This window comes from Pseudomonas sp. NBRC 111127 (assembly GCF_001320345.1).
GTDB lineage: Bacteria > Pseudomonadota > Gammaproteobacteria > Pseudomonadales > Pseudomonadaceae > Aquipseudomonas > Aquipseudomonas juntendi.
Map to the genome: position 1 here is coordinate 1 of NZ_BCBD01000142.1, position 14190 is coordinate 14190.

A 14190-nucleotide genomic window follows, 5' to 3' on the forward strand; every position below is an offset into this window, starting at 1 on the left:
GCAAGTGGGAGCGGGAGCGGTGGGTGTGCCAGCGCCTGTTGCAGGGGCTGAACATTCCCTACCGCAGCGAAGATTTCACCCCGGCCGGGCAAGAGCCGCCCGACGTGCTGTTCCGCGACGCCGCCTTCGAGGTGTTTTTCGTGCTCGACGAGGGCCGCCGGCTGAATGATGAATGGCGCGAAGAGCTGCAGCGCCGGCGCAGTGCATTTTCCCTGGCGCAACTGGTGCGCCGCGAAGCCCGCCCACGGCGCATCAGTGCCACCGAACTGCTCGGGCGGCTGGCGCCCACCTTGCGCAAGAAGGCGCGCAACTATCGCGAGCGCGGGCTGGAGCTGAACGAGCTGGACATCATTGCGTTTTCCAGCCTCAAACGCGAGGTGCTGGACCTGAACACCCACTTCCCGCCGCCCACCGAATACCTGCGCCAGGGCTGGCGCTCGCTGTCGCTGGTCGGTCCAACCTTTGCCCGCGTGCTGTTCGCCCACCCCGATGCGCCAGATTTCCTGCGCAGCAACCTGGGGCGCAGCATCGTCTTCGACGTTGGCATCAGTCTTTGATCCCGTGCAGCGAGTGTTTGCGATGGCGTACACTCGGCGCCAGGGATAGAAAGCATTATCATTTGTTTCAAGCGCTTGCACGAACGCTGTAGCGTTTGTGCAGTCTCTTACGTCTACCTGACGAGGCCCTACCATGACCAGCCGCCTGAACCCGGAAGATCAGCGTCGTGTCGATGAGTATCTGCGAGCCCCTCAGCACCAAGTCGAGCGCCGGCCCTTCCGGCCATGGCTGCTCCTTGTGCTGGTGGTGGCAGTGACCATCGGGTTGGGCCTTGTCAGCCGCCTGCTGAGTGGACTGGTGCTATGAGCTGCCTTGCGCTCGCCCTCCCCTCGTGCAGTTTGCGGCCGCCCCCACAGGGCAAGCATTCCGTAAACCTTATGAGATATCCCCATGACTCATCGCATCGTGATTGTCGGCGGCGGCGCCGGCGGCCTGGAACTGGCGACCCGCCTGGGTAAAAGCCTGGGCAAGCGCAAGCAGGCCGACGTCACCCTGGTCGACACTAACCTCACGCACATCTGGAAGCCACTGCTGCACGAAGTGGCCGCCGGCTCGCTGAACTCCTCGGAAGACGAACTGAACTACGTGGCCCAGGCCAAGTGGAACCACTTCAACTTCCAGCTGGGGCGCATGAGCGGCCTGGACCGTGAAGGCAAGCAGATCCAACTGGCCGCCACCCTGGACGAAGAGGGGCGCGAGCTGTTGCCTGCACGTACCCTGGGCTACGACACCCTGGTCATTGCCGTGGGCTCCAATACCAACGACTTCGGCACACTGGGCGCGGCGCAGCACTGCCTGTTCCTGGACACCCGCAAGCAAGCCGAGCGCTTCCACCAGCAACTGCTCAACCACTACCTGCGTGCCCACGCCGGCGACGTGGCCAGCGAGAAAATCAGCGTAGCCATTGTGGGTGCGGGCGCCACCGGTGTGGAGCTGGCGGCCGAGCTGCACCACGCGGCCCACGAGCTGGCGGCCTATGGCCTGGACCGCATCCAGCCCAAGGACATGCACATCACCATCATCGAGGCAGGCCCGCGCGTTCTGCCGGCGCTACCTGAGCGCATCAGCGTACCGGTGCACAAGACCCTGGAAAAACTCGGGGTCAAGGTCATGACCAACGCCGCTGTCAGCGAAGTCACCGAGGACGGCCTGAAAACCAAGGACGGCGAGGTGATCCAGGCCAGTTTGAAGGTGTGGGCGGCCGGTATCCGTGCGCCCGGTTTCCTCAAGGACATCGATGGCCTGGAAACCAACCGCATCAACCAGCTGGTGGTACGCCCTACCCTGCAAACCACCCGCGACGACAACATTTTCGCCTTTGGCGACTGTGCGGCGTGCCCGCAGCCAGACAGCGACCGCAATGTACCGCCACGGGCGCAAGCGGCGCACCAGCAGGCGTCGATGCTGGCGCAAAGCCTTAAAGCGCGGCTGGAGAACAAGCCGCTGCCCACTTATGCCTACAAGGACTACGGCTCGCTGGTTTCTCTGTCGCGCTTCTCCGCGGTGGGCAACCTGATGGGTAACCTGATGGGCAGCGTGAAGCTGGAAGGCTGGCTGGCGCGGATGTTCTATGTGTCGCTGTACCGCATGCACCAGATGGCGTTGTACGGGTTCTTCCGTACGGCATTGATGATGTTGGGCAGCAAGATTGGCCGGGGTACCGAGCCGCGGTTGAAATTGCACTGAATGGGCGATTTGCAGGTGTAGCCCTTGCTTGGTGCGGTGGCCCCGGGGGCCGGATTTTGGCCGGTATCCCCGGGGCTGCTGTGCAGCCCATCGCGACACAAGGCCGCTCCTACAGCGATCAGTGGTTCCAGTTCGCCTCGCCGTTCTGCAACGCCGTGGCGATGGTCTGCAGGTTGCTGTCCGGCAAGGTATCCGGCAGCAGGTCGGTGCCCGAACTTACATACAGTTGCGCGTAGGCGTTGCGTAGTTCTGCGTAGGCAAGGTCGCGCTTCAACTGCGTCTGCAGGTTGTTCAACTCGCCCTGGATCAGCTCCAGCTCGCCGATGTTCTGGGTCTGGAAGCGGTTGCGCAACTGGCCGGCAATCTCGCCATCGAGCGTGGCCAGCTCCTCACTGGTACGGAACTGCCGCACCGACTCCTGGTAGTTGGCGTTGGCCACATACAACTGCGCAAGCACCGCCATCGACATCGCCTGGCGCCGCGCGGCGGCCACGTCTTCACCGGCTTCGGCAACCTTGATGGCTGTGGGGGCCGAAAGCACGTTGAACAGGTTCCAGGTCACTTTCACGCCGTAGTCGGCCCAACTCTGGTTGGTCAGGAACGAGTTGCTGTCGTAGTGCCCGCCAGCGGAAAACTCCAGCCCCGGCAGCATACGCAGCATGGCCTTGCGGGTTTCTGCGGCGCTGATGCGCGCCTGGTAGTCCTGCTCGCGCAGTTCCGGGCGGCTGGCCAGGGCCTGCTCTTCGAGCTTGGCCAGGTCGCCGGTGAACTGTGGCACTGCATAGCCTTGTTCGGGGGCCAGGGTGAAGTCGGTGTTCAGCGGCAGGTTGATCAGTGCGGCCAGCTCGGTCTTGGCCAACGACAAGGCGCGGCGCTGCTCTTCCAGCTGGCGCGTGGCTTCGATCAGCGCGCGCTGGTAGCTCAGGGTCTGCACCGGGTCGCCGATGCGCTGGGTGGCCATGCGCTGGCTGTTGTCGCGGGCCTGCTGGATACGCCCCATCAAGGCGTCGATCTGGCTTAGCAAGCGCTGCGCCGCCACCGCGCGCCAATAGGCCGAACGCACGTCCTGGGTGATGGTGTGAATCACCTTGCGCTTGCGTTCCTGAAGAATCAGGCGCTGGTCTGCCTGCTGCTTGGCGCTGACGTAACTGACGCCGAAGTCCAGTACGTTCCACACCATGGTCAGGTCGGCCACTTCACGGTCACGGTCTTGCGAAGTGGACGGCTCCAGGGACTGGGTGCCGGTGCGGATGCTCTGGCTGCTGGACGCCCCCACGTTGTTGCGCCCGACGTAACCGGCATCCAGCGCCATGCGTGGCAGCATGTCGAACTGGGCGAGGTCGACCTGGCGCTTGGCCAGTGCCTCTTCCATGACTTTCAGCCGCGCCTCGAGGTTGTACTTGACCGCGCGGGCCATGGCCTGGTGCAGGGTCAGGGGGCCGCTCAGGGGCTCCTGCCCCTTGAACATGGTGGCCAGGTCGGTACGCGCACGGGCTTCGCTAGCACTGCGGTCGATGGGCTGACTGGTTACAGCACACCCGCTGATGGCCAGCGCCAGCAAGCTGGCACCGAACAGTTTATGACTTTTATTCATCCTTGGGCCGCCCCCTGGTACGGCATGTTGATCATGTGTTGTGCTGTATTTCATGCCTGCCGTCCGATCTGCGCCGGTTGGGCCAAGGCCTGGGCCAGGTCGCGCACCTGGCGCAGTTCGCTTTCGTTGAGTTGCTGCAACTGCTGGCTGAAGCTCGGCGCGCCAAACACCCCGCGCAAGCCTTGCTCGAGTTCGGCCGGGCGCCACTGCGTGCCGTTGAACACATTCAGTGCGCTGACGCCGGGTACATCGTGGTTGAAGATGGCCGCCAGCGTACTACTGCCAAACACGCTGTTGCCGCCATTGCCAAAGCCTGCAAAACCACCCTGCCCGGCACTGCTGTCGCTGCTGCCGAATACCTGGGCGATGAAGCTTGGGGCACTGCCCCCATTGGCGAGGAAGATCGTGCCCAACGGCTGCAAGTCGCCGCCCACACTGCGCACCTCGAACAACGATGCCGGCAGCAACGGGGAAACCCCTGCATTGGCCGGCATGCCAGGCACTTGCGGCTGCAACTGCACAGCTTGCGGTACGTCAACCGGCTGCGGCGGGTTCAGGCGGTATTGCAGGTCACCCACGTCTTGCGCCTGCGTGCTCTGTGCCGGGCTCACCAAGCTGGTCGCCAGGGTATTGCCGGCGCTGTCCTGGATACCACTGCCCAAGGCATTGAGGCTCAAGGCCAAGGCGCCCTGGCCGCGCAAGTTACCCACCACGATGCGGTAGGTGGTGGCATCGATGCGCTGCACGGTCTGCACGTCCCCGCTGGCACTGCTGGTGCCCAGCACGCTGAAATCGCTGGCATCTACGCCCGACACCGCCTCGTCGAAGGTCAGGGTGAAGCTGATGCTGCGATCAGTTGGCAGTACCGGCCCGTCTACCACGATACTGCTGGCTCGCGGTGCGCGGGCATCGACCAGAATGCCTCGGGTATCGTCGACGTTGTTCAGGGTGGCTTGTGCCTGGTTGCCGCGGGCATCGCGAATGCTGCCGCCGTTGAGGTCGATGGCAGTGCCGACACTGAAGCTGTTGTTGCCCGCCATGCCGCTGGTGACATTGAGGCGGAACACCAGGCTGTTGCTACCCGACCCGGCCAGGTAGTCGGCGTATGCCACGCGCCCGTCATCCAGGGTGATAGCCAGGCGCGGTGCACCGTCACCTGTGTCCACCAGCACCGCTTCATCGGTGCTGACGATAAAGTCCAGGTACTGGCCAGCGACATAAGTGCCGTTAGCAGGCACAGCCACGTGGGTGACAGACGGCGCCACACGATCGACACTGTAGACACTACCGGCCAGGCCACCCCTGACTGGGTTGCCGGATGCATCCTCAATGCCGGTACTGCTGGGGTTCAGGTCCAGGCGCACGTTACCGGCACCGGCCAGGCTGTCGACGGTGACGATGTACGTGCGACCATCCACCTGTTGCACCCCTGCGATGCGGCCGCTCGCGCTGCCGGTAAAGGCCAGGGTGAAGTCGGCACTGTCCACGCCGGACACGCTTTCGTCGAAGGTCACCGTGTAACGCAGCGTGCCAGCGTTGGTAGGCGTCGTGTCGACGCGCACGATGTCGCTGACCTGCGGTGCGGTGGTATCGATGATGATGCCGCTGCCCGTGCCAGGGTTGCCAAGCGCCAGGTTCAGGGCATTGCCAGCCGCGTCACCGAGCGTGGCGCCGTTCAGGTCCATGCTTGCGCCCAAGGCCACCCCGCCGCTGGCGTTGTTGCCGGGCTCAATGGTGTAGGCGAACACCAACTGCGCGCTACCAGAGCCGGAAACGTACTGTGCATAGCGGGTCACCCCGCCCAGCACCAACGCCAGGCGTGGGGTGCCGCTGCTGGTATCGACCAGCACGGGCTCGCTGGTACTGACGGCGAAGGTCAGCACATCGCCGGCCTTGTAGTTGCCATTAGCCGGCAAGCTGACCCGGTCGATCACCGGCACGATCGCATCTACCTGAACGCCACTGCTATCGGCAATGCCGTTAAGCGCTGGATCAGCGTTATTGCCGAGCGCATCGCGTAGCGTGCCGCCGTTCAGTTCGATGGCACTGCCAAGGGTGATGCCATCGCTGTCCTGCTGGCCGCTGGCGATTGTCAGCCGGAACACCAAGGCCGTACTTCCCGAGCCGGACAGGTAGGTGGCGTAGGCGATTTCGCCATTATCGAGGGTAACCTTGATGCGCGGGGTGCCATTGCGGGTATCGACCAGGGTCGCCTCGCCGAGGTTGACGGTGAAGTCCAGGTTCTGCCCCGCTACATAGCTGCCACTGGCCGGCACGCTGACGCTGGTGACCAACGGCGCAGTGCGGTCCACTGCATAGGTTTCACCGACCAGGCCGGTGTTGATAGCGTTGCCTGCCGCATCAGCGATGCTCGTACCGCTGCTGTTGAGGGCCAAGGTGACACCACCAGTGCCGGTGAGCCCCGCTATGACCACGGTGTAGGTTCGGCCGTCGACCTGGGTCACGCTGGCCAGGCTACCTGCCGCAGTCCCACCATAGCTGACGGTGAAGTCGCTGGCGTCCACGCCGCTCACATCTTCGCTGAAGGTAACGGTGTAGCTGATCGAGCTGCCATTGGTGGGCGTGGCATCGGCGCGTACGATGCTGGTCACGCTGGGTATCACGGTATCTACCAGCACGCCTGCACTGCCAACAGCGCCCAGCGACAGGGCCAGGTCATTACCCGCAGGGTCCTTGATGCTGCCGCCGTTGAGATCGATGCTACCGGCCAATGCGATGCCGTTGGCATCGTTGTCACCAGCTTGCACGGTGTACTCGAACACCAGCGCGCCATTGCCCGCACCAGATACATAGTTGGCATAACGGGTGACACCGCCCACGGTCAGCGCCAGACGCGGCGTGCCGCCCGTAGTATCGACCACCACGCTTTCGCTGGTATTCACGGTGAACGTCAGGGCGTCACCCACCTTGTAGCTGCCGTCTTGCGGCAAGCCCACGCTGTCGACCACCGGCACTACAGCATCCACCTGCACGCCACTGGTGTCGCCGACGTTGTTCAGTACCAGGGTGGTGTCGTTGCCGACCGCATCGCGCAAGGTGCCGCCGTTCAGTTGAATGGCGTTGCCCAGGGTGATGCCGTCGCTATCGACCTGGCCGGTGACCACGCTCAGGCGGAACACCAGCGCAGTGCTGCCGGAGCCGGACACGTACGTTGCGTAGGCGACTTCACCATTATCCAGCGTCACTTCGATACGCGGTGTGCCACCCGCGGTGTCGACCACCGTGGCCTCGCTCAAGTTGACGGTGAAGTCCAGGTTTTGCCCGGCCACATAACTGCCGTTGGCCGGCACGCTGACGCTGGTAACCGACGGTGAAGTGCGGTCCACTGAGTAGGTTTCACCGGTCAGTCCCGCACCCACGGCATTGCCTGCTGCATCAGCGATGCCCGTCCCACTGCCGTTCAGGGCCAGCGTGATATCGCCCTCACCCGTGAGGTTGTCGATCACTACGGTGTAGGTCCGGCCGTCGACCTGGGTCACGCTGGCCAGGCTACCTGCCGCAGTCCCGCCATAGCTGACGGTAAAGTCGCTGGCGTCCACGCCGCTCACATCTTCGCTGAAGGTAACGGTGTAGCTGATCGAGCTGTCATTGGTGGGCGTGGCATCGGCGCGTACGATGCTGGTCACGCCGGGTATCACGGTATCTACCAGCACGCCTGCACTGCCAACAGCGCCCAGCGACAGGGCCAGGTCGTTACCCGCAGGGTCCTTGATGCTGCCGCCGTTCAGATCGATGCTGCCGGCCAATGCGATGCCGTCGGCATCGTTGTCACCGGCTTGCACGGTGTACTCGAACACCAGTGCGCCATTGCCCGCACCAGATACATAGCTGGCATAACGGGTGACACCGCCCACGGTCAGCGCCAGGCGCGGCGTGCCGCCCGTAGTATCGACCACAACACCTTCACTGGCATTGACGGTGAACGTCAGGACGTCACCCGCCTTGTAGCTTCCGTCTTGCGGCAAGCCCACGCTCTCGACCACCGGCACTACAGCATCCACCTGCACGCCACTGGTGTCGCCGACGTTGTTCAGTACCAGGGTGGTGTCGTTGCCGACCGCATCGCGCAAGGTGCCGCCGTTCAGTTGAATGACGTTGCCCAGGGTGATGCCGTCGCTATCGACCTGGCCGGTGACTACGCTCAGGCGGAATACCAGCGCAGTGCTGCCGGAGCCCGACAAGTACGTTGCGTAGGCAACTTCACCATTATCCAGCATCACTTCGATACGCGGCGTGCCACCCGCGGTGTCGACCACCGTGGCCTCGCCCAGATTGACGGTGAAGTCCAGATTCTGGCCGGCCACGTAGCTGCCATCGGCAGGCACATCGACACTGATCACCGCAGGTGCCACGCGGTCGACCGTGTAGGCTTCCCCGACAAACCCGCCCGAGATGGTATTCCCAGCCCCATCGACAATCCCGGTGCCGGCTGCATTCATGCCCAACCCAAGGGTGCCAGCACCCGTCACACCGCTGACCGTCACGATGTAGCTGGCGTTGTTCAGGTTGTAGATGTCGGTGATGGTGCCATTGGCGCTGCCGGTCAGTACCAGCGCGAAGTCAGCCAGGTCTACCCCGGAAACCTCTTCACTGAATGTGACGGCAAACTGCACCACTTCGCCACCTGTTGGCGAGGGCGTGCTGCGCAGCATGGCGACTACAGCCGGCGCCTGGGTATCGATCCACACGCCCGCCGTACTGCCGACGTTATTCAACGCCAGTTGCATGGCATTGCCAGCCGCATCGGTGATGCTGCCGCCGGCAGAGTCCAGGCTGGTGATGCTGATGCCGTTGGCGTCGGTATCACCCGCCTGCACCGTGTACTGGAACACCAGGCTGGAACTACCGTTGCCCGCTACCAGCGTGGCGTACTGGGCAACCCCACCCACCTCCAGGGCCAAGCGCGGTGAACCGCCGACGAACACCACTTCGCTGGTGTTGACGGTAAAGCTCAGCACATCGCCGGCCTTGTAGCTGCCGCTTGCCGGCACCAGCACACTGGCCACGCCCGGCACCACGCCATCTACCAGTACGCCGCTGCTGTTGCCAGCGGTAAAGGCCGTATCGCTGGCATTACCAGCCAGGTCGGTCAAGCTGCCGCCATTGAGCTCGATGCCGCCAGCCACGGTAATGCCGTTGGCATCCAGCTGGCCGGCGGCGACCACCAGGGCAAACTCCAGGGCGCTGGTGCCGCTGCCAGCCAGGTAATCGGCGTATGCAATACCGCCCGTATCCAGGGTCACTTGAATGCGTGGGGTGCCGCCAGCAGTGTTCACGACCACCGCCTCGCTGAAGTTGACCGTGAACCTCAGGGCATCCCCCAGACGATAGGTGGCATCTGCTGGCAGCACCACATTGGTGATACTCGGGGCCACACCGTCGACGATGATGGCCTGCTGACCAGCCAGCGAATCGGCGCCACCGACGGCCGGCAGGGTCAGTATCGCCACATGACCGCTGGTGCCCTGCAGGGTCGAGCCGTTCAGCGCCAGCGCGGCAGTGCTGGCGTAGTCGAGGTCGGCGCTGACGTCCCCGGCTTGTACGGTGTAGCGGAACACCAGCTGGTTGCTGCCCGAGCCACCGATATACGCCGCCTGGCGATCGATGGCACCGGTTTCCAGCAGCAGGGTCGGGCTTCCGCCGCTCTGGTCGACCACCACTGCGCTGTCGAAGTTGACCAGGATGTCGATCTGGTCGCCAACTTTGTATGTACCGTCGCCAAACCCCGCCGCCACGCTCGTGACCGCCGGGTTGGCTGGCGCAATGGTGATCGACAGCGTGTCTACGTCGCTCTTGATACCGCCACTGCCGCTGTATCCCTGGTCGTTGCTTTCGAAAGTGATGGAGCCGACGCCGTTGAAGCCGGGCTGCGGCGTGAACGTCAGGCCGTTCAAGGCGGCATTGATGGCCGCCAGGGTACCGCTGAACGTCATTGCACTGTCGCTGGCGCCGTCGCCGAGGCTGAAGGTCAGCCCTGCGAGCGAACCAAGGGTCATCAGCCCGTTGCTGGCCGTCAGGGCCAGCTGCATGACGTTGCCGCCGATATCCACGTCGGTGATGCTGATCAGATTGCCATTGGCGTTGTTGAACACCAGCGCGCCGTCCTGCTGCACGGTCTGGGCGACGGGGAGGTTGTTGACTGGCGCATCGTTGACCGCCGCAATCACCAGCGCGATGTTGGCGTTGACCTGCAGCGCACCACCACTTCCGGTGTTGCCGTTGTCGTTGATCGAGATCGACATGGTCTTGACCCCGGTCGCGTTCGGCGCGCCCAGGAAGGTCAGTCGACCGTTGCTGACCAGGGTATTGATGTCGGCGACGGTACCTTCCAGTGTGATGGCGTTGCTGCCATTGGCGCTGACGGTGACCCCGCTGCTGCTGGTAGCCGTGAAGGTGCCATTGCCGCTGGCCACGCTGAACACCACCCGGACGCTGCCGGCGCCGGCGTCGACATCGCCGAAGGTGACACCGGCCAGGGATTTGGGCACGTCCTCGGTGACATTGATGCTGACCGGACCACTGATGGTCGGCGAGTCGTTCACCGGTGCCACGTCGAGGGTCAGGCTGCGCGTGTCGGTGCCGACGCTGGCGGTGTCCACGCTCAGGCCAAGGGTAACGCTGGTGTTGGCGTTCAACGCCGTTGTGTACTTGAGGCTGCCGGCTGCAATGAAGTTGTTGATTGCCGCCAGGCTACCGCTCAGCGTCAATGCCGACCCGCTGCCGGCAACGGTAACACCGCTACCGCTGGTGGCGCTGAGCGCGCCGGAGGCCACGGTCAAGGTCAGCGTGCCACTGCTGGAGTCGACATCATTCAGGGTGATGCCGGTGATCGGCGACGCACTGTCCTCGGTTACCGTGACATTGCTGGGTGCGCTGATCAGCGGTGCGTCGTTGACTGCGGTGAGGGTGATGCTGCGGGTCACCACGTTGGAGTCCAGGCCGCCGTCGTTAACCGTGATCAATGCCGTGCGGGTACTGAGGGTTGGGGTGTCAGAGCTGTTGCTGTAGGTGACCGAACGCAATGCTTCCTGGAACTGCGCCTGGGTTGCGGCCCCAGCGGAGGTCAGGGTAAGCACGCCTGTCATGGCATCGAAGCTGCCGGTGATGTCGCCCATGGTGGCCGGGTTGGCGGTGAAACCCAGGGTATCCTCACCGAGAATGTAGTTGCCACCCAGGCTCACGGTCGCCGAGCTGATGCCCGGGCCATCCGGGTCAGTGATGACGATACCGCTGTCGATCGCTACCGGGGTAGACGTAACATTGTTGCCCTCGGTCCAGTTCACAGTGCCGCCGCTGCCAGTCAGCACAGGTGCGTCGTTTACCGCCGTTACCAGCACACTGGCGGTATCGGTGGCGCTGGAGAACGCACCGCTGCCGCCAAGGCTGCTGATGTTCGTGTGCAAGCCCTGCAGGCCCTGGGCTTCGGTCTGGTCCCAGGCGCGGTAAGCGATGGTGGCGGTCTCGCCATGCACACCATCGGGCACGAAACGCACACGATCGACCGGGCGCAGCAGCAGTGCGGCGGTGTCGGATGCGCTGCCGATATCGTTCCAGCTGGCACCGGCGTTGGTGCTGTACTGCCACCTGCCGTAGGTGCTGGTCATGCCCGTGACGGCGATACCCTGGAGCGCGCCATTGTCCACATCGGTGACACCACCGAGCAGCGAACTGACCGGGTCGCCGGTATTGCTGGTGGCGGTGTCGGTCAGACCGGTCAGGGTCGGGTTGACCGAGGTCAGTACTGGTGCATCGTTGACCGATGTGACCACCAAGGTGGCCTGGGCGGTGCCTGTGGAAAATGCGCTGGCGCCGCCATTGCTCGTGGTGTCGGCGGTGCTGCGCATGCCGTTCGCCGACGCCCCACCGATGGTGTTGTCCCAGGCGCGGTAGGTGAAATCGACGTTCTCGCCGTTGGCGCCGTCGGGGATGTAACGCACCTGGCTGCTGGCGCTCAGCAGCAAGGCACTGCTGCCCGAAACACTGCCGAAATCGGTCCAGGCCATGCCGTCAGTGGAGTACTGCCAAGTGCCACGGCCGGTGGTGGCAGTGATGGCGATGCCAAACGCCGCGCCGCCCGTGTCCACGTCATTGGAGGCCGCGCTGGCGAGGATACTGGCAACGCCCACGGCGGTGCTCGAGGTGTCTTCGGTGGACGGGGCGATCACGTAAGGGCCGCCGCTGAGGGTGGGGGCGTCGTTGACCGCTTGCAGGGTGATCACACTGGCGATGTTCGGCGTGGAGGTGTTATTGCCACCGTTAGTGGCCCCACCGCTGTCGCGCACCTGGGTCAACGTCACTACCCGCGCAGCACCACTCGGGGCGCTGCTCTCATTATGGTAGGCAATGCTGTTGATGATGCTCTGCGCGGTGGCGGCGGAGTAATTGTTGCCGAGGATGTCGAGGGTGACTGTACCTGTGCCTGAAACCAGCACAATCAGGCCGTTGTTGCTGGTGAATGCGGTGCCACTGACCAGGGCCACGGCCGTACCGTCGATGATCAGCTTCTCGGATGCCCCGTCGGCCACACCGGCCACAGTCACCTGCAGGCCTATGATGCTCTGCCCAGGCTCGACGGTGTCTATCGCGATACCACTGAACACGGTGACGGCAGCGCCATGTTCGACAAATGTCGGGTTGCTGCCGGCGCCAGTGACGACAGGCGCATCGTCGACCGCCAGCACGTTGACGGTAACCGACGCGGCCGTGCTGGTAGTGCCGGTCTCGTCGGTGACGGTGACGCTGACAGTGCGCGCGCCACTGCTCGGGTCAGTGGTGTTGCTGTTGCTGTACACCAGGCTCTGCAGCAACGCCGATACGGCGGCGGGGCTGGCATTGGCGTTGAGGGCAACGACCAGCGGGTTGCCGCTGGTGCCGCCGGTGAAGGTCCCGATGATCACGCCGCTGTACAGCACGCTGTTGGCTGATGTCGAGATCTGCCCGGCAGCCGTGCCAGTACTGAAGATCGACAGCACATCCTGGTTGTCTACACCACCCGAGGTGAGCGCCACGCGCACGTTGCCGCCGCCGAACTGGGCGGAGTCGGCATCCGTGACCACGGCGTTGCCGCTCTGGTCGAGCAGCACCCCGGAGCTTTTTTCCACATAGGTGACGGTATCGCCATTGAGGTTGGCGATTACCGGCGCGGCGCTGGTGGCGGTGACGAAGTTGAGCGTGGTGTTCCTGGTGATGCCCAGGTACACCTTGCCATCGGCATTGACGAACGTCTTCGGGTCGATACGCACGGCGTAAGCGGTACCCTGGGCCAGATCGGAAGGGTCGATGATCCAGGTGTTGCCGCTGCCGATGATGCTGGCAGAGGTTACATCGATGGTCTGGACGATGGTGTTGTCCGAGGTGCGCACGATGTAGATGTTGCCGCTGCCCTTGGTGACACTCTCGTTGAACGTCAAGGTGATGTTGGCGCCAGGTGAAACGTTCAGCGCGTCGTCTGCCGGGCTGGCGCTGATCAGCCTGGGCGCGGAGCCGCTCTGGAAGTAGACGCTGGCAGAGACCCCAGCTGCAGAACCGATCAGGTCGCTATCGCCGTCGCCGTCGAAGTCGCCGGTACGGAAGTTGGTGAAGCCGAAGTCGACCATGGTCAAGCCGGCGAACGGCGAAGCAGAGCGGGCAACGGTGCTGAAGGTGCCATCGCCATTGTTGGTGGCGTAGTTCCAATCGGTGCCGTTCGCGCCAACCTGCCAGAACAGGTCGGCATCACCGTCCCCGTCAAAATCGCCCCAGATGGAACGCCCGCCGAACGTCGCCGCAGGCGCGTTGGTCGCCACCTGCGTGAATACGCCGCCAGTGTTGCGGTACAGAATGGGGCTTGAGTTGTTCGCCACATAGAGGATGTCGAGGTCACCATCCCCTTCGAAATCCACCACCCGATAATTGAAAGTGCTGTACGGCGACAGGCTGAAGGAGGCAAAGGGCGAGGCGGCCTGAACCATGTCGGTGAAAGTGCCGTTGCCGTTGTTCTGGGCATATCGCCAAGGGTTGGCGGAGTCTACGGTACCAGGCTGATAGAGGATGTCGGCCGCGCCATCGCCGTTGAAATCGCCCACCACCAGGCGCACGCCGAATTGCGTGCCATTGAAGCCGCTGGCGGTTTCGCGGGTGAACATCCCGTTGTTGTTGCGATACAAATAGGCCGGGCCGGTCGTGTTGCTGACACCCAGCACATCGACGTCGCCATCGTTGTCGAAGTCGGCGGTGTAATAGTTGGTACCGTTGGTGGCGGCATCGAGCAGCACGACGCCAGCAAAAGGCGACTGCGCCTGGTCGACCACGGTGAAGCTACCGTCGGTGTTGCCGGCCGCGAACTTCCATGC

General features: G+C 63.7%; 5 protein-coding genes. 3 read left to right on the forward strand and 2 right to left on the reverse strand.

The genetic code is table 11. The annotated features are described in order from the left end of the window. From APH30_RS21255 to APH30_RS21265, 3 genes are all read left to right on the forward strand, one after another. The coding region (locus APH30_RS21255) for a DUF1780 domain-containing protein (protein WP_054913681.1) at positions 1-557 on the forward strand (557 nt) is incomplete at its 5' end. 133 nt (positions 558-690) lie between these two features. Continuing rightward, entirely contained in the window at positions 691-864 is a 174-nt protein-coding gene (locus APH30_RS21260; protein WP_033744188.1) for a DUF3094 family protein, read from the forward strand. An 84-nt stretch (positions 865-948) separates the two neighbouring features. Beyond that, positions 949-2244: an NAD(P)/FAD-dependent oxidoreductase gene (locus APH30_RS21265; protein WP_054913682.1), complete on the forward strand. Its 1296-nt coding sequence runs from the start codon at positions 949-951 to the stop codon at positions 2242-2244. 118 nt (positions 2245-2362) lie between these two features. On the opposite strand, the gene APH30_RS21270 is transcribed toward APH30_RS21265, so the two are convergent. Both APH30_RS21270 and APH30_RS21275 read right to left on the reverse strand, forming a co-directional pair. Beyond that, positions 2363-3838, reverse strand: a complete 1476-nt coding sequence (locus APH30_RS21270) for a TolC family protein (protein ID WP_054913683.1) — start codon at positions 3836-3838, stop codon at positions 2363-2365. 50 nt (positions 3839-3888) lie between these two features. Then, a complete protein-coding gene (locus APH30_RS21275) occupies positions 3889-14148 on the reverse strand; it encodes an S-layer family protein (protein ID WP_218186814.1) in 10260 nt (3419 codons plus the stop codon). Positions 14149-14190: the final 42 nt, after the last annotated feature.

Coding starts and splice junctions, on each gene's coding strand:
- APH30_RS21260 (WP_033744188.1), top strand. CDS start 691: ATGACCAGCCGCCTGAACCCGGAAGATCAGCGTCGTGTCGATGAGTAT.
- APH30_RS21265 (WP_054913682.1), top strand. CDS start 949: ATGACTCATCGCATCGTGATTGTCGGCGGCGGCGCCGGCGGCCTGGAA.
- APH30_RS21270 (WP_054913683.1), bottom strand. CDS start 3,838: ATGAATAAAAGTCATAAACTGTTCGGTGCCAGCTTGCTGGCGCTGGCC.